The 16,503-nt window shown below is 68.4% G+C and carries 17 protein-coding genes; 6 read left to right on the forward strand and 11 right to left on the reverse strand.

Going from position 1 to position 16,503, the window contains the following annotated elements:
• Positions 1–183: 183 nt before the first annotated feature.
• Both ACFYX0_RS42830 and ACFYX0_RS42835 read left to right on the forward strand, forming a co-directional pair.
• The gene (locus ACFYX0_RS42830) at positions 184–390 is read left to right on the forward strand and encodes a DUF6207 family protein (RefSeq protein ID WP_388980028.1); all 207 of its coding nucleotides are present in this window, start codon (positions 184–186) and stop codon (positions 388–390) included.
• Between the two features lie 630 nt (positions 391–1,020).
• Positions 1,021–2,976 (forward strand): YncE family protein, encoded by a 1,956-nt coding sequence (locus ACFYX0_RS42835; protein WP_388980030.1) that lies wholly within the window; start codon positions 1,021–1,023, stop codon positions 2,974–2,976.
• Between the two features lie 176 nt (positions 2,977–3,152).
• Here ACFYX0_RS42835 and ACFYX0_RS42840 read toward each other — a convergent pair whose 3' ends face one another.
• Positions 3,153–4,055, reverse strand: coding sequence for a hypothetical protein (locus ACFYX0_RS42840; protein ID WP_388980033.1), 903 nt, complete (start codon positions 4,053–4,055; stop codon positions 3,153–3,155).
• Entirely contained in the window at positions 4,052–4,306 is a 255-nt protein-coding gene (locus ACFYX0_RS42845; protein ID WP_388980034.1) for a hypothetical protein, read from the reverse strand. Before ACFYX0_RS42845 ends, ACFYX0_RS42840 begins: the two co-directional genes overlap by 4 nt.
• Positions 4,307–4,663: 357 nt before the next feature.
• On the opposite strand from ACFYX0_RS42845, the gene ACFYX0_RS42850 reads away from it, so the two are divergent.
• The gene (locus ACFYX0_RS42850; protein ID WP_388980036.1) at positions 4,664–4,849 is read left to right on the forward strand and encodes a DUF6207 family protein; all 186 of its coding nucleotides are present in this window, start codon (positions 4,664–4,666) and stop codon (positions 4,847–4,849) included.
• An 83-nt stretch (positions 4,850–4,932) separates the two neighbouring features.
• On the forward strand, positions 4,933–5,868 hold the full coding sequence (locus ACFYX0_RS42855; RefSeq protein ID WP_388980038.1) for a Ku protein: 936 nt from the start codon (positions 4,933–4,935) through the stop codon (positions 5,866–5,868).
• A 33-nt stretch (positions 5,869–5,901) separates the two neighbouring features.
• Here the strand turns inward: ACFYX0_RS42855 and ACFYX0_RS42860 are convergent, their stop codons facing one another.
• The gene (locus tag ACFYX0_RS42860; RefSeq protein ID WP_355924072.1) at positions 5,902–6,159 is read right to left on the reverse strand and encodes a hypothetical protein; all 258 of its coding nucleotides are present in this window, start codon (positions 6,157–6,159) and stop codon (positions 5,902–5,904) included.
• A 350-nt stretch (positions 6,160–6,509) separates the two neighbouring features.
• Here ACFYX0_RS42860 and ACFYX0_RS42865 point away from each other — a divergent pair, with 350 nt between their 5' ends.
• The gene (locus ACFYX0_RS42865) at positions 6,510–7,475 is read left to right on the forward strand and encodes a hypothetical protein (RefSeq protein WP_388980041.1); all 966 of its coding nucleotides are present in this window, start codon (positions 6,510–6,512) and stop codon (positions 7,473–7,475) included.
• A gap of 439 nt (positions 7,476–7,914) precedes the next feature.
• Here ACFYX0_RS42865 and ACFYX0_RS42870 read toward each other — a convergent pair whose 3' ends face one another.
• From ACFYX0_RS42870 to ACFYX0_RS42900, 7 genes are all read right to left on the reverse strand, one after another.
• Entirely contained in the window at positions 7,915–8,148 is a 234-nt protein-coding gene (locus ACFYX0_RS42870) for a DUF6207 family protein (RefSeq protein ID WP_388980043.1), read from the reverse strand.
• Positions 8,149–8,239: 91 nt separating this feature from the next.
• A complete protein-coding gene (locus tag ACFYX0_RS42875) occupies positions 8,240–8,509 on the reverse strand; it encodes a hypothetical protein (RefSeq protein WP_388980045.1) in 270 nt (89 codons plus the stop codon).
• A gap of 225 nt (positions 8,510–8,734) precedes the next feature.
• Positions 8,735–10,000, reverse strand: a complete 1,266-nt coding sequence (locus ACFYX0_RS42880; protein WP_388980048.1) for an ISL3 family transposase — start codon at positions 9,998–10,000, stop codon at positions 8,735–8,737.
• 125 nt (positions 10,001–10,125) lie between these two features.
• Complete coding sequence (locus tag ACFYX0_RS42885; protein WP_355924643.1) at positions 10,126–10,512, reverse strand: DUF6009 family protein; 387 nt, start codon at positions 10,510–10,512, stop codon at positions 10,126–10,128.
• Positions 10,513–10,672: 160 nt separating this feature from the next.
• Positions 10,673–12,235, reverse strand: a complete 1,563-nt coding sequence (locus ACFYX0_RS42890; protein ID WP_355924645.1) for a phage/plasmid primase, P4 family — start codon at positions 12,233–12,235, stop codon at positions 10,673–10,675.
• Positions 12,232–13,257 (reverse strand): bifunctional DNA primase/polymerase, encoded by a 1,026-nt coding sequence (locus ACFYX0_RS42895; protein ID WP_388980051.1) that lies wholly within the window; start codon positions 13,255–13,257, stop codon positions 12,232–12,234. Before ACFYX0_RS42895 ends, ACFYX0_RS42890 begins: the two co-directional genes overlap by 4 nt.
• An 884-nt stretch (positions 13,258–14,141) precedes the next feature.
• Positions 14,142–14,504, reverse strand: coding sequence for a hypothetical protein (locus tag ACFYX0_RS42900; RefSeq protein WP_388980054.1), 363 nt, complete (start codon positions 14,502–14,504; stop codon positions 14,142–14,144).
• Between the two features lie 760 nt (positions 14,505–15,264).
• Here ACFYX0_RS42900 and ACFYX0_RS42905 point away from each other — a divergent pair.
• A complete protein-coding gene (locus ACFYX0_RS42905) occupies positions 15,265–15,645 on the forward strand; it encodes a hypothetical protein (protein ID WP_388980057.1) in 381 nt (126 codons plus the stop codon).
• 322 nt (positions 15,646–15,967) lie between these two features.
• Here ACFYX0_RS42905 and ACFYX0_RS42910 read toward each other — a convergent pair whose 3' ends face one another.
• Complete coding sequence (locus ACFYX0_RS42910) at positions 15,968–16,414, reverse strand: lamin tail domain-containing protein (RefSeq protein ID WP_388980059.1); 447 nt, start codon at positions 16,412–16,414, stop codon at positions 15,968–15,970.
• Between the last annotated feature and the right edge of the window lie 89 nt (positions 16,415–16,503).

Below are 16,503 nucleotides of genomic sequence, written 5' to 3' on the forward strand. Positions count from 1 at the left end.
GAACAGCCCATCGCCACCACTCATACCGAGATCATCCCGCATGAATGATCACGAACCGCAGACGGGTTGCCGGTTACTGAGACACGCTCCTAGCCGGCCCGCCGGCAGGACTCGGGCGTACTCGGTCGGGTGAAGACGCCGCGGTGGGAGAACCTCTGACGGAGTCTGCGCGTAGTGCCAGGCATGGGACCAATCAGCGACACGCACATGGCGGAGCCGGGCCTGGTCGTGGTGGAGGTCGCCGCCGCCGATGATGCAACGGCGTTCGCCTTCCAGCAGGCGCTCGCCACACGGTGGGCGACCGCGACAGCAGACCGCACCACCCGGGACGCCGGTGAACCCGGCGTGCGGCTGCGCTGCTACCTGGACCTGCGCCAGAAACTCAACTGACCTGCCGTGCTCGGGCCTGTGGTCGGGGTACTCGGGCCAGGCCATGGTCGTGATCGGGCGCGGCAGCCTGCGCGCATCGGTAGGGCTGCCGCGGACCAGTCGACGCGACGCGGCCACCGGCGCCCGGCAGGCCGCTCAGCAGCTATGGTCCGGGCTTTGCCGATCGTGGTCGGACGCGTGGTCGGGGGCATGCCCGCGACCACGGCATGGCCAACTGGCGGGCTGAAAGGCGGGCCGCGGGGTGTCGGTCTTCCCGCGAAGGAGTGTGGAGTTTCCCGGTGAGCCGCGGTACGCCGGTGTCGTCGGACGACGAAGCCCCGGCCTCTTCAGCCGCGGCTTTGCTGTCGGTCCGAAGACCTAACGTTGATGCCGCCGTCTTGGCGGCGGAACCGCGCCCTCTGCCCCCACGGTCTGCTCAGGCTGCCCCACAACGTCCAGCCCGTCGGATTCCGCTCACGGCCCAATCCCTCACCAGCGTCGGCGTCTTCACCCGCTTCCTGGCGGACCTCCCGCGCAGGACCGAGGGCGCCGCGGGGAGTGTCGGAGTGCTGCCCTACCCTTCACTTCACCGACCGCAGGGCCGGTACAGGCTGCACACAGCAGCCACACGCTTTGGGGGTTCAAATCACCGTGCGCATCCGCACACTTCCAGCTGCCGTCGCGACGGCAGCCCTCTTCGGCTCCGTGGTACTCGCGGGCGTCCCGGCGGCCGCCGACACCAGCGCGCCGATCGGCGTCGACAACGTACTCGACACCGTCGTCGACGGCGCCCACCAGCACCTCTACATCAGCGGCGGCGACGTGATCGCCGTCGCCGATTACACTGGCAAGGTGGTCACGACGCTCACCGGCCTGTCCGGGGTGTCCGACCTCCAGCTGAGCCCGGACGGCAGCACGCTGTACGCCGCCGTCACCGGAGCAGACAAGATCGTCGCCATCGACACCGCGACGCTCACGCAGACCGCCGAGTACCCGACCGGCGCCGGGACGGCGCCGCGCCGGATCGCCCTCACCCAGGGCCGGATCTGGTTCGGCTACGGCGACCAGTGGGACTCCGGGCTCGGCGAGGTCGACCTGACCACCGACCCGGCGACCGTGACCCTCGATCACGCGGGCGCCCACGACTTCGCCAGCACACCGATGCTGTACGCCGACCCGGCGAACCCGGACACCCTCGTCGCCCTGGACGGCGACATCAGCACCGGGCCGATCGTCGTCTACGACGTCTCGTCCGGCACCCCGGTCATCCGCGTCACCGCGAACGAGGGCGGCTTCTACCGAGACGCCGCGCTCACGCCGGACGGACAGTCGATCCTCGTGGTCGGGCAGGGACACCAGGCGGTCGTCGAATACCGGCTCTCCGACCTCCAGAAGGTGCACGAGTACCCGGTCACGGACGAGTCGGAGACCGTCAGCGTCGCCTCGGACGGCACGGTCGCGGCGACCTCGCTCGACATCGGCAACACCGGCGACACCTACGTCTTCCCCGGCGGCGCCGACGCCCCCGCCAGCGTCCGCAACCTGTCGGACGCGTGGATGCCGTGGGGCGGGCACTCGACCGCTTGGTCGGCGGACGGCACGAAGCTGTTCGTGCTGACCGGGTCGTCCGGCTCCATGCAGTTCCACGTCGTGACCGAACCGCGCAAGTACGTGACGAAGCTGACCGCGAACGCCCCGGCCACGGCCACGCGCGCCAAGACACTTACCGTCAAGGGCACGCTCGCCGCCGGTCTGACGCCGCCGGCCGGAACGCTGCTGAACGTCGTACGCACCGACCTGCTGTCCCCGTCGGGCAAGTCCCTCGGCACCACGGCACTGGGCGCGAACGGCGCGTTCTCCTTCACTGACGTGCCCCCGGCCGGCGGGACGGTGCGGTACACGGTGACGTACGCCGGGGACGCCGCGCACACCCCGGCATCCGCCTCGGCAACCGTCGCCGTCTCTCGGGCCACGCCCGCCCTGACGCTCACCAACAACGGCAAGGCGTACGACTACGGCAAGAACGTCGTCTTCACGGCTCACCTCGGCACCACCTACAGCAACCGCACGGTGGAGATCTGGGCCGACCCCTACGGCGCGGACAAGCCGAACAAGCTGCTGAAGACCGGCAAGGTCGACGCGCACGGCAATCTGTCGGCGACCGTCAACATGTCGCGCGACACCGCCGTGACCGCCGTCTTCAAGGGCGACTCCCAGTACGGCGCGCGGACCGTCAAGTCCACCGCGTACGCGCACGTGAAGATCGCCAGCTCGCTGTCCAAGTACTACCGGACAGGCACGATCGGCTCGACCCGCTACTACTACTTCCACAAGAAGACCGACGCCGTCCTGACCACCACGATGACGTACTACAAGGGCCGCAAGGAGCGCCTGGACCTCCAGGTCTACTCCAACGGCACGTGGTACACGACGGACTCGGAGTACTTCCCGCTCGGAACGAGCGGCAAGTGCATCGTCAACCTGGGCCACCCGGGGACGTCGGGTGTACGCGCCCGGGTGCGCGCCGCGTACATCGACCCCTCCTCGGGTGACAGCGTGAACACCACGACGTACGGCGCCTGGTCGTACTTCTACTTCACCAACTGACCTGGCCGGCCGAGGGAAGGGCGGCGCGTCGTACGGCCGCCGCCCTCCTGTCCCGTCTCAAAGAATCTTGAGCGGTCACTGAAGTTTGAGCTCGTCGCCGTGGCGTCAGCCGACCGTGCCCCCTGCGGCTGGCCGAGGGATGGCCGCCCAAGGGTTCTGCTCGGTTGTGCGCTGGTTCAGCGGCGGGTTCTCGCTGCCTGCTGAGAGTCGTTGTAGAGGTCGAAGATTGCATCGACCAGGTCCGGTAGGTCGGCCAGTTCTATGTTTCGGGGGTTGGCGGCGTAGCCGATCAGGCCCAGAAGGCGGTGCACGATGTCCGTCTCCTGCTTCTGGCGCTGGGACTCGGGATCGTTCAGGCCGTCGTCGACCGGGGGCGGCGGGCTCCGACGGAAGCGCTCGTCCTCGGCGACACATTCCCGCAGGGCTTTGGGCCACACGAGCGGCTCCCGCGGCGACTGCGGTGGCACCTCCTTGCCATTGCGGATGGCATGCATGATCCGGGCCTCGTCAGAGCGGTCCACCCGCTGTTGCAGGTCTTCGATGGCAGCCAGTTGCGCAGCGACGCGCCGGATCCGCACCGCGTTGCTCAGCGCCCACTGACGTTCCGCCCGGCGGCTGCGGAGGGCGCGGGCGTACTCGACTCGCTCGCTCTGTGTGGCAGGCACGGTGCCGTCAGGGTGTATGTAGGCCCTTCCGAGTTGGAGGTGTCGTCGCTCAGCTGCCTGGCGGCCGCTCAGCTCCTGCCACTCGGCGATGCGAGCCCACGTGATGCGCTTTGTGCGCGCCAAGGTGGTGAGCTTCAGTTCATCGTGGTCGAGCTTCTCGCGGAGCATGCGGATGGCCAGGAGGGCGGCCAGGATCTCGGGTTCCGTGGCGTCAGGCTGCAGGACGCCCTCAGCCCGCTGGCAGATGCGGTCGTAGTTACGGGCGACGTCCGTCAAACGGCCTGGGGAGTCGCTGTCGTAGCTCAGGAGCCGGCGGACACCGGGCGTCTTCTCGGTCAGCAGCGACCAAGCCCATGCTCGGTTGTGGTGCTTCTTGGGACTGCTCGTGCCGCCCGAGTTTTCTGTCGTCTTCATGACGACGCCTCACGTCGTCCTTCGGACGACCTATTCGGCTCCTGCACCGGCTCCGTCACGCGAAGGTCGCGTTCGTCCACGGCTGACTCCACGGGTTCGGGACTCAACCGAGCAGTCACGTCCTGGCGCTGACGGCGGGTCCTGCGCCGCCAGGCTGCCCGCAGCGTGCCGGCGGCGAGCACCGTGAAAGCGAACAGCACCGAGGCCACGTACTGGGCGCTGACGTCATGGATGAGGGATGCGGACATCATGGTGTCGGCGCACGTCATGCGTGCGCGCGATGCCTCCTTACGAGGGTCGCTGGGCGTAGAGGCCTCCCACCCGGGCGATATCCCCAAGGTGATCAGGGAGATATACGCGCTCCAGGAAGGACAGCTTGCGACGGCTCCATCACGGTCCGTCCACGATAGAAGTGTGCCGGGCGCACGCCAGGCGCATATCCGCTCTCGCTGAACCCGCCAGAAGCGCCACCTTGCGCCACCCACCATTAAGGGCTCATACACCGCATATCGGAACAGTGAACCGCAAACCAAGTGTCGTCGTCCGGATGCACCGACGCGCGGTATCCGCTTCACCCTCCCCAACCACCAGGTGGATTGGGACCTCACATGGCCGTGTCACTCTCATTGAGTCGGGTTCTCGTGGCAGGGGCACCTGTGGCCTGCTCAGGAGCTACCGACTACGTCGGCGCGCGAAAGACAACCGCGCCGGCGAACCGTACAACGCGGGAGCCTGACGAGCCCGGCGTACGTCTGCGGTTCTTCCTGGACCTGCGCCAGGCTCCCGACATGTAGGCCTGCGGCGAGGCCAGCCTTGCTCGTGCTTGGCTGTGGCTCGGCTTCTACGCTGGAGGTGTTCGGGGCTCTGGAGGTATGTCATGCCCGTGAGCATCTTCAACGGCGCTATCTCGTTCGGACTGGTCAGCGTGCCGATCACGGTCCTGCGCGCGATCGAAGATCACAGTGTGCGCTTCCGGCGGATACACACCGCCGACCACGGCCTGGTGCGCAACCACTACTGGTGCGAGGTCGAGGACCGCGAGGTCACCTTCGGCGAAGTAGGGCGTAGCTATGAACTGCCGGACGGCCGGGTCATCCCGGTCACGGACGAAGAGCTTCGGGCCCTGCCGCTGACCACGGCGCGCGCCATCGAACTGATCGCGTTCATCCCGGCCGCCGCCGTCGACCCACTGCGCATCGGCCCCGGGTACCACCTCCAGCCGCAGGGTGCCGTCGCCGCGAAGCCGTACCTGGTGCTGCGGCACGCCCTGGAGCGGGCTTCGCAGGTCGCGGTCGCGCGGTTTGCGTGGCACGACCGTGAGCGGCTCGGTCTGCTGCGGGTCCGCGGCGACGTGATCGCTTTGCACGGCTTGTGGTGGCCGGACGAAATCAGCGCCCCCGCCACCGTGGTGCCCTCTCCGGTCCACCTCGACGAAGACGAGATCGGCGAGGCCTTGGCGCTGATCGAGGCCATGACCCGCGACGACCTCACCGGCCCCGAGTTCATCGACCGCTACACCGAGGCGCTGCACGCGGTGATCGAGGCCAAGCAGGAAGATCGCCGGTCGCCGGAGGTCCCGGAGCCGGCGGCCCGGCCGGATCAGCTGGTGGACCTGATGGCCGCGCTGCAGGAGTCGGTCGCCAAGGCCCGGGCGGCGCGGGGCGAGACGGGCGACGCGGACCCTCAGGAGGCGCCGGCCACACCGGCGAAGAAGGCCGTGGCGCGGAAGACGGTGAGGAAGGCGCACACCCAGGCATCGTCCTCGCAGAACGCCGGGCGCGCAGACGATCAGCGAGGTACGCAAGCACGCTGACCTGCCGTGGTCAGGCCCATGGTCGGCCTGTGGTCAGGGCGTGGCGCCGGAGTAGTAGAAGCGGCACATCACACCCGGGCCCGGTGTGCGGGGCTCGCCGGGGTCCGGGTCGTACAGGGCGCGGCCACCGGGCCACCGCGACAGCTCGGTGGACAAGGCCGCGCCGTCGTCGACTTCCTCGGTCCGCCATCCGTGGATGTCCAGCAGCAGGCCGTCCAGCGGGCCGGGGTTGGGGTCGTCGTGGTCGTGGCCATAGACGCGGCCGTTCAGCAGCTGCTCATCTCCGTTCACGCCGTCAGACTTGCAGTCGCCACCGACAACGAGAGCCGTGGAGACGGCGACAGGCGCGGCCTGAGCGGAGGCCGGGCCCGTCACAGGGCGGTGCGGGGTTATCGGGTCTAGATGGGATCGCGGTCCAGGATCCGCCGGGCGCACGGCTGTTCGGGTCTTCACGGCATCCCCTAGGATCCCCCTCTGTCTCCTACGCATCAGAGGGTTCCTTGAAGCCATACCTTCGGCGGGTAGCGCGACTGTGCCTCGCCGCCGCGATCAGTCTCACTCCCCTGGCAGCACCCGCTGCTTCACAGGCGGCGGCCGCCGCCTCCCCGGCAGGTACCGCCTCCCCGGCCCACCCGGCGGCCATGGCCGGCAAGGGCGGGCTCGACCTGCTCGTGCAGGGCGCCAACTGGGAGATCCTGCAGACCGCCCGATACGCCAACGGCAAATGGGCCCCGACCAAGCAGCTGTTCAAGAGCGGGTTCTTCTACGACTTCACCGACGTGGTGCAAAATGGCCGGCTGCGTCTGTTCATCGAGAAGCCCACCGGCTCGGACGTCACCTTGGAGGAGACCACCCAGAACCCGGACGGCAGCTGGCCCAGCCCCACCCCGATGCACGGCCTGGCGCCGGTGCGGGTGACCTCCAAGCCGACGCGGAACTACCTCGCGGCAGCCGTCGTAGGAACCCGTGTGCACCTGGTGTACATCGACACCACCGGCCGCCTGATGCACACCATGGAGCAGTCCGACGGCACCTGGACCGCTCCCGACCAGGTGGCGCCGGGCGGCGCCTACCGCAACGACTGGTTCGAGAGCCTGTCGGCCGCCTCGGTCGGCGGAGGGCTGCAGGTGGCCGCGGTCGACCAGATCCACCGCACCGTTCTGCACACCGCGCTCGGCGCGAACGGCAGGTGGACGCCTTGGAGCAACGTGCTGTCCAGGGCCGGCACTCCCCGCCACTGGGGCATGCCGATCCGGGTAGCAATGGCCGGATTCGGCAGCAGCCTGCAGATGGTCGTGCTGACCAACGGCCAGGTCGCGCAGTACCACACCATCCGCAGCCCGAACGGGCGCTGGAGCGCCTGGGACGACATCAACGCGCGGGTGGACTTCAACCGCGCGGGCTTCAACGGCACCGTGCTGCAGGAGGTCACCGCCGTCAACGTGGCAGGAAACCTCCAGCTCGTTTTCGCCTCCGACGATAACCGCGGCACGCTCTTCCACGCCATGCGCTACGCCAACGGCGCGTGGACCCGGGCAACGCTGGTCCAGCACTACACGAAGATGTCCGCCTGGCGGCCCGCGGGAGTGGCTGGATCATCCGGCTGAGCCGCGGCCGGGGCACAAGCGCCCTTCGCGCGGTGCCGGGGAATGCCCGGCACCGCTGCACCGCATCCGCCGACGGGCCTCGGAGACAACGGCGCCGGACGCAACGGTGAAGCCGGCGATTGCGGACGGGGACGATCCTGTTGGCTTGCCTGCGCCCTCCAGCGCCCTGACGGGACTGAAACCGCCACACTCGTGACATCACTTCTCAGGTTCTGGCACGACTTCCGTGAAGCGGTCACGATTAGTGATCAGTGGGTGTTTCGAGTGGATCTGTAGCACTTCCTGGCGCCACTGGTCGGCGTCGGTGCTGTCCACCCAGCCGGTTGCCATTTCTGCTAGGCGTCCGTGACCCTTTGGTAGCGAGCAATCTCCTCACCGACGCACCCCTTGCCTGTGGTGATGTCGGCGGCCCGGGACGGGCACCTCGTCATGAGCCGTCTCAGGCCGTGGTCGGCTTCGTGGTCGGCCCGACCACGCCGGTGAGCTCCTGGCGCAGATCGAGGTAGCAGCGCAGTCGTACGCCCGGCTCGCCGGGCGTCCCAGTCGTCCGGTCATCTGCCGCGGTCGCCCAGCGTCCGGCGAGCGCCTGTTGGAAAGCGAAGACGGAGTCGTCGTCCGCGGCCGCGACATCCACGACGACGAGCCCCGGTTCCGCGACGTGTTCGTCCCTCATCGGCCTCATGCTCTGCTCCACGCTCCGGCGGCGGCACCCGGTTCACCGGTGCTGAGATGGTCACCCGGCTCAATGGCACCGACCGGAGCCTTCACGGGATGTCGCCGGTCCACTCGAAGCGGCGCGAGTCGCCGGGGCGCGGGTCGTACGCCGCTCGGCCGCCAGCGCCGAACTGCCCCAGCTCGGTCTGGAGGGCGACACCGGTGTCGATCTCGTCCTGCGCCCAGCCGGTAATGTCGAGCAGCAAGCCGTCCAGCGGCCCGCCCACCAGTTCGACGTAGCGCTGACCCGGTACCGGGCCGGGGTCCTCGTGGTCGGCGCCATAGACACGGCCACGCAGCAGCTGCTCATCGCCATTCATGCCGATCAGCCTCCCAGCCGCCACCGACAACGCGGCCTTGCCCACCGCCCACCGGCACACGCCCGAGGAAGAGCGGGCTACCCCGACCCAGCCCCGCTGCCGAGCTGCCCTTCGGCCGCCCCATCAGGCTGGGGTCACGCCACCGACGGGGCGCGGATGCGGTCGATGAATGCTTCTATGCCGGTCAACCGTGGTTTTTTGGGGCTCTCCTGCCGTATGTGTGGGTCATTCTGTGGCGGGTTGGCGGCCGGGGAGGGTGGGGCGGTCGCCGGCGAGGGTGAGCATGGCGAGGGCGATGATGGCGTCGGCGGTGTGGAAGCCGAAGCCGCGTCGGATGATCAGGCGGGTCTTGGTGTTCGTGCTCTCGATCAGTCCGTTGCTCATGCCGGTGGTCAAGGCGGCACGGATCGCCTGACGGTGGCGGCGGATGCGGCGCTGGAGGTCGACGAAGCTGTCGATGCGGCAGCGGCGGGCCCAGCCGATCCAGCGGTCCAGAGCGGACAGGGCGGCGGTAGGCCGGGTCTTGGCGAGGGTGAATACCGCGCGGAGGGCTTCCTTCAGGCGCCAAGCGCGGTGCAGGCGGGGATCGGTGGCGGCGATCCAGGTGAGTTTCGCGGCCTGCCGATCGGTGAGGTCTGCCTGGTTCTTCCACAGCGCGAAGCGGGAGTCTTTCAGCGCTCGGGCGGTGTCAGGATCGGCGGCCTGGCGGCGGGCGCGGTTCCACGAGGCACGGCGTTCGACATCCAGGGCGTCGGTGGCCCACGCGACCACGTGAAAGGGGTCCATCACGCGCACCGTCGACGCGGCCCGGTCGGCCAGGACCTCAGCGATCCAGAGCGCGCCGTCGGCGCTGATGTGCGTGAGTTTGGCGGTGCGCCGCTTGCCGAGGGCGTTGAAGAAGCGGTGCAGGACGTCCTTGCCGTGGCCGTCGGCCATCCACACCACCTTCGCGGTGTCGTGGTCCACGACGACGGTCATGTACTTCTGCCCCTTGCGGTGGCTGATCTCGTCGATGCCGATCCGCCGCAGCCCCGACAGCCGGTCGACCAGCCGGTCGCGGTCGGCGACGTATCGCTCGACGATCGCGCCGATGGTCCGCCAGGAGGTGCGCATCAGCTGCGCGGCCGCGCTCTTGGAGCACTCGGCGGCCATCCATGCCGTCTGGGCGTCGAAGGCGTGGGTATGCCCGGCGCCGTGACGGGCCCAGGGCACCGCGGCGACGGTCGTCCCGTGCTCGCGGCAGGCCACCCGCGGCGCGGCCGCCTCCAGGAACACACGCATCACGCCGTGGTCGAGGTCCCGCCACCGGCGCCGGCCTCGTCCCGTGTCGTACCAGGGCGCCGGGCGCCGGCAGATCCCGCACCGCTGCCGACGGCGCGCATCGGGCCGTACCGACACGATCACGCACTGTTCGTTTTCATCGATCCGGACGCCCTCGACCACCGTGTGTTCGGCAGTCAGCGTCCGCTTCCATATCCTGAAGAGGGACACGCCGTTTTCCTGCTTGATCCAACTTGAGTCTAGACACCTCAAGGATCACAGGAGACGGCGTGTTTCCTGTATCAGGGCAGGTCAGAGCACCCACACATACGGCAGGAGAGCCTTTTTTGGCTTGGTTACTTGCCGACTGGTGCTATCTCAGCAGTGCGGCCCCTTTGGGAACGGGGAGTCTTGGCGCCGACCTTCCCGGCCTCAATCGTGCTGGGATCAACGGCTTCCCCTGGAGCGCCGACTTCGTACGGTCCGGTGGGGTCGTTGTCACGATCGTGAGGGAGGAGGAAGAAGGTGCGGCGGGCGAAGAGGCCGCTGTCAGGGTCGCTTGCGGCGCCGGCTTTGAGGTTGGTGTAGCCGATGAGACGTCCGTCGCGTTCGTAGCGGGGCTTGCCTCGTCGGCTGTGTACCTTGTCCAGGGCCTGCCTGACGTAGTCGAGGTCTGACGGGTCTTCCAGCCACACCACTTCTGCCTCGTCGGTGAGCTGGCTGTCTTGCAGCATCGAGCTCATGGCCGCAGACCCTCCTGGTGGTCATCGGCCGGCCTGGGGCCGGCCTGTGTGGCGTATCCGCTGGTCCTCTGGTTGTACGCAGGGCGCTGTTCGAGGTCGCGGTTTTCATCGTACGGCGCGTCGGCAGGACTCCCCAGCGTGCCGGGGTGCGTCACGGCGGTCATCTGTCGGTTTCTGTTCCGGCGTCCGGGAGCAATGCGAGTCCGGGGTACAGCTTGCGGTCGTTGTTCTTGATCATTTCCGCTGGGGAGGACAGGCCGAGTTCCTGGCGGATGCGGCTGGCGAAAGCTCGGCTGGTGGCCGGGCGGATACCTTCCTCGGAGCACCAGCGGCCATACGTTTCGTAGAGGAGCTTCTGCTCGACGCGCAGGTCTGGGTTGGGCTGTCCGTCGGTTGTCGTGGTGCACCGTTCGGCGATGAAGCGGCCGATGTGGTCTTCGGTTTTCTCGTAGGCCTCGGTGGCCAGGCGTACGGAGGCGGGGCCGTGGAGGGGGTCGCGGGTGGCGAGGTAGCGGCGGGCTCCCTGGATGAGCCAGTGCAGGATGCCGGCTCCTTCGTCACGGACGAGTTCCTGGGCAAGGTTGTCGATCTTGCGCGCATTGGGCACTTTGCGTTCGAAGGGGATGAGCCGCATGCGCCGCCAGAAGGCGTAGCCTCCGGTGCCGACTTCCGGCCGGTGGTTGCCCAGGAGCCACAGTTTGTGGGTGGGGGTGAAGGTGAAGAAGTCCTGTCTCATGCGGCGGGCGGTGATGGTATCGCCGCCGGTGAGGAGTTTGACGCGGGCTTCGTTGAACTTGTCGTTGGGTTTGAGTTCGCTGCAGACGACGATGCGCCGGCCATGGAGTTCGGTGAGTTCTGTGCTGTGTTCGGTGAATTTACCCTTTTCCATCAAAAAGCCCGGTGGTGCGGCGTTGGCGTAGTCGCCGAGGATTTGCATCATCACTTCGAGCAGGACGGACTTGCCGTTGGCGCCGGAGCCGTAGAGGAACGGCAGGACTTGGGCACCGACGTCTCCGGTGACGGAGTAGCCGAGCAGCAGGTGCAGGAAGGCAATGGTCTCCCGGCCCTTGTCGTCGTCGCCGAAGGTGTCGTGCAGGAAGTTGTGCCACCGTGGGATCGGCACGTCCTCGGGCCCCACCGTGGTGGCCCGGGAGTGCTTGTCGTTCAGCGGATCGGGTTTGCGCAGCTCACCGGTTTTGAGGTCGACAACGCCGCCTGGGGTGCACAGAGCGTAGACGTCGCCGTCCAGGGTGTCGGGGTCCATGCTGAGGCCGGGGGCTGCCTGCGCCTGCTGCAGGAGTGCTTTCATGCCTGCGGTGGACTGGGTGCGGCGGCGGTGCGCGGCGAGTTCGCGGTCACTGAAGATGCCGCGCGGGTCGGTGCGCGGCATCTGCTCGGCCATGTCGCCGGCCGCCCACATGGCGCCTTTCTCTCCGCCGGTGCGCTTCCACCGGTATTGGTCCCAGCAGTACCAGCCCAGTCCTTCAACGTGCCGGAAGCGGTCGCTGTATAGGCGCGCGAACAGTTTCGCGTTGGCCCGGTCGGTCAGTTCCTCCGGCAGCAGCCCCGCGGCAGGTGGGACGGGACGGCGGGCGCCCTCGGGGACCGCCTGCGCCGGGAGCAGGGGGGACTCGTCGGGCAGGGGAATGTCGAAGCTCTGCTGCTGGTGGATCTGCTCGGCGGCGGCTACGGCGTCGAAGCGGGGCGGCTCGGCGCTGCTCATGAGCGTCCTTTGGGGTGGAACGGGCGTTGGGCGCCGGCGGACAGAGCGGATTCGATGATCACAACGTTGCGGCGTTCCTGGTGGGGGCGCGCCCTGTTGGCGGTCTCCAGCAGCAGGGTCCTGGCTTCTCTTTCGGTGAGGTGGCCGCCCTGGGCAAGACCTCCGGCGGTGAAGGCAGCTCGGTTCAGCTTCTCGGTGAAGCCGGCGCCCTCGGGGACGGCCGCACATGCGGCGACCTGATCGAGGAGGGGCTCGAGGATCCGGCTGGCCGCCTTCGGTGCCCGGCGGCGGGGCATACGTGCGGCTGGTACGGCGGGCGCGGGGTCGGGTGTCCTGGCTGGGGGGACGTGGCCGGTGCGGGCGAGTTCACTAGCCAGCCAGGCAGGGAGAGAGGCCGGACGGCGGGCTTCACCGACGCGTGTGTACGTGCCAGCTGTTGTGCGTGTGGACGGCGCGACGATGTAGCCCGCGTCGGAGCGGATGTCGACCTGCCAAGCCAGGGCAACCCTAGGACTGGACCCTGTGGAGGACCGGTAGCGGATTTCGGGGTTGGGATTGCGGTACCAGATGTGCAGGCCGCCGGAGGGCGTGCGCACCCGGAGGGTTCCTTCGTCCTCGGCCGGGCTGGGCTGGCGTCGCACAGCGGCCAGAAGCGCCAGGGTGTCGAAGCCTGTGGCGAGTCCGGTGAGCGTGACCTGGGGGCCGATAGGGATGCCCGGCAGGAGGCGGGACCGGTCGGGGACTTCCGCGTGGTGTGCGTCCACGTCGAAAACGACGAGGTTCGCGGGACCGCAGGAAACTCCGACTCCGAAACGGGGTTGGGCCCACCACCAGGAGTCGATGCGCTCGGGTGAGGTGGTGGCGGCGTGGAAGCCGTGACACCAACGGCCGCTCGCGATGCATGGGCAGTCTGCCGGATTGTGCCTGTTGTCCCGGCAGGCCTGACAGTTTGCCGCTGGTGTCTTTTGCCGAGGTGCCAGGGGATGGACCGGCCAGCCGGCAGCTGCGCACCATCGAGCCACGTCGCGGGGCTCGCCAGGTCCGGAGGGGACTGGCAAGGGAGTGACAACCTGGCCGGGCACTGGGCGTCCTTGTCGGTTTTGTTTCGGTGTTAACTCGTTTGTGAGCCTGCGGAGTAGCCGCGGCTGACGGGACTGACGGGACTGAGATTTACGTATGCGGCACAGACGTTAGCGCACACGGGACCGACAGCAGGGGGGCAGGGCAAGCGTGTCGAAAAGTCAGTCCCGTCAGTCCCTTGCGGACAGGGCCTGCGGCCGGTCGGCTTGGTCCCGTGGAGGGGTTCAATCCCGTGGGAGGCGTTCGGTCCCGTTTGGGTCCCGCCAGAGAAGATGCAGGTCAGATGGGGTCTTTGGCTGATGCGCGGGACTGACGGGACCCAAGGTTGTAGATATGAGCCAGATAGCAGCTGCAGGTGGTTCTTCGCGCGTGCGCGCATACACACGCGCCTGATGGGGATAACCTGAAGTTTGAGTCCCGTCAGTCCCGTGCCGTCCCCCCGATGGCCGTCTGACCAGCACTTTCTCCCACGGGACCCAAACGGGACCCAAGAGGGCAGTCAGTCCGCCCCGCCAAGGATGCAGGCAATCGGAGAGACGAGTCCCGTCAGTCCCGCTGGCCCTGCGTCTTTTCGGTTGGCACCCTTGACTTCACGACACCACGACACCCCAATGCCGCCCGCCCTGACCGGAGCTGTCCGATCCCCCGGCCAGGAACTCGCGCCCGAGGTCGACATGACTCCCACCGTCTTCTCCCGGATGCCGCGGCAGCTGGTGGAGGCCGGCTGGCTAGAGCAGTCCGATCGTTCCAGCGACTGGGCCCCGCATAGAAGAGCCCGACTTTCCAAAATCCCCGACAGCGTCAGGCACTCATCGCGCGCCGCAGGTCAGGCCAGGGGTAGTTGGCCGAGCGGTCGCTCCTTTTCGGCTTGCACTTTGAAGAGCACGGCCATTCCACTGTCGCTCGTGAAGGACGGTCCCTGCCAGGTGGCCGGAACGGATGCCGGCTCCAGTTGGATGTTCGTCCCGAACGATCGGGGGGCATCGAAGAGCGACTGAAGCGCGTGCACACTCGCCAGGTCAAGTACTCCGATGAAGGTGCTCCAGGTCTGGGTGGCGGGGTCGTACGAGGACACGGAGCGCAACACCGCCAACTGCTCATGCCAGCGGGTGTCATCAGCGCACGCTGCCCGGATCGTCACCTGCAGCAGCCAGCGGTCGCTCGGGTACGGGGTCGCTAAGGAAGTCATGCACCGACCGTAGAGCGCGCCTGCGACAACGGCGGTCGCCGCAGCAGGCCTTTTGGGTACCGGGCGCGGCAGCAGTCCGTGCCAGCGTGGGACACGCAACCGAGTCACACGCGTTCCCCTGGGTGTCCGTTACGGGGTGACACCGGGGCAACGACGAGCCTGGCCACGCGCCATCCCAGTTGGAGAACTCGGCAGGTCAGCCCCGATCCGCATACGCGATCTTCCTAACTGTGGCTCTAGGCGCCGATAATCAGCCGGGCTGGAGTTTTCCCGTCGCGGTGAGGGTGACCGACGCCATCCACCAGTCGCGTGATCCACACGGATCGTGTGTGGCGTGGTGCACGAGCCGCACCAGGGTATTGGTCCGGAGCACCTGCTGTCCGGCCTGGTCCGCGGTGAGGGTCACTGTCACAATGCGGCGTGGGTCGGTGCCGGGCGTAGTCGGGACGTGCAGGTGTGCTCCGACTTCTCCAGCTGGGTATGACACGCAGTGAGTGCCGGCGCAGGCCCGCACTGTCGCCTGTGGGTGCGATCGCGTCCAGGCCGAGACGTTTAGCTGGACGGAGGGAAACGCCGACACTGCCGAGGCCGCGCACACTGTCGGCTGAGTGGTGCACCCAGCAACTGCACCGATCATGACCGTGCTGGCCCCGAGCAGGCGGACCATGCTCAATCGTGTCGCACCCGGCACCGTGAAACGAGGGCTCATATCCATGAGACCTTGCTGCACCGATTTTGGTTGCCGCCGTAGCAGCAACCTGTGGAGCGCCCTTTCCGGGCCGTGGAGGAGCCGGTGCGGGCCGGCAGGGCCGTCGGCGCCCGAAGCCTGGAGCTCCCGGTCCTCGATGGCGTGGCGGCGGGCGTCGGCCTCGCGGGTGAGAGCGGCGAGCCGGTCCAGGTTCTCCGGTGCGTGCATCCACGTCGCCAGGTCGGTTGTACGGCCCTCCAGGCACTCCTCGGGCGTCGCGGCTTGCTGATGGGCGTGGACGGCGGCGGCCCGCTGCGCCGGGGTGAGCGGGGCGTCCCGTCCCGGGTGGTCGACGGCGTGCGGCGCGGCCGCCACCCGGTCGCGGTTGTGGTCGTCGGCGCGCGCGGTGACCGACGCGGTCGCGGCCGGGGCTCCGTCCCGTGCGGGGACTGACTGAGCTGGGAGCCAGGCACGCCTGTCCCTGTGCCGGACGCCCGACGGTCCACAGGTCGCCGGACGCACGGACGAACGCGGAGTGGGCGAGCATGTCCCACTTCAACTGGGCAGCGGAGATGGCGTGGCCGTGCCGGGCGAGCGCGTCGCGTGGCTCGCCCGGCGTCAGGGGACGGTCGCAGCGCGCGAGATACCGGGCCGCGAGTTGCTCGGCGGTGGCAGTTCACTGCCTCCGGCACAACGATCCGTCGCCTGGATCCCTGCGGGAGAACAGCGGTTTCATCAACGGGTGGTGGGGGGCGGTCACCGGCACGTGGGCAGCTTATCCGCGGCGGCGGCCCCAGGAGACGGTGTCGATGGTGCCGCCGCGCTGGTTGCGCAGGGTGGCGGTGTCGGAGTCGTTGTTCCACACGTAGGCGCGGCGGTCTTGGTACAAGTCGGTGCGGGTGTCGCGGCCGATGCCGGTGTGGATGCGGACCGTGGCCCGGGCGGCCAGGCGGTAGTGGTGGAAGGTGTAGGTGTGGCGGTCGCGGTCCGACAGCGTCCATCCGTCGAGGTTGACCGCACCGCGGGTGGTGTTGGTCAGTTCCACCCATTCGCCGTTCAGGGAGCGGTTGGAGCGGTCGTCGCGCCCCGGCGAGTCGTACTGCACTCGGCTGATCCGCACGTCGGGCCGGTGCTGAGGGGCCGGATGGCCGGCAGCGGAGGCGGGCAGCGCCGCTACCGCGCCCAGCGCGGCGGTGGTGAGAGCAACAGCGGCCAGGGTCATGTCCCGCGGGGTGGTGTAGTCACGGCAGCTGTTTCGGTTCCGGTTGTGGGGTGATCTGCGGTTCAGGTTCGGTTGGCTTGGTGGTGAAG

This window comes from Streptomyces sp. NPDC002573, assembly GCF_042889625.1.
Classification (GTDB): domain Bacteria; phylum Actinomycetota; class Actinomycetes; order Streptomycetales; family Streptomycetaceae; genus Streptomyces; species Streptomyces gibsoniae.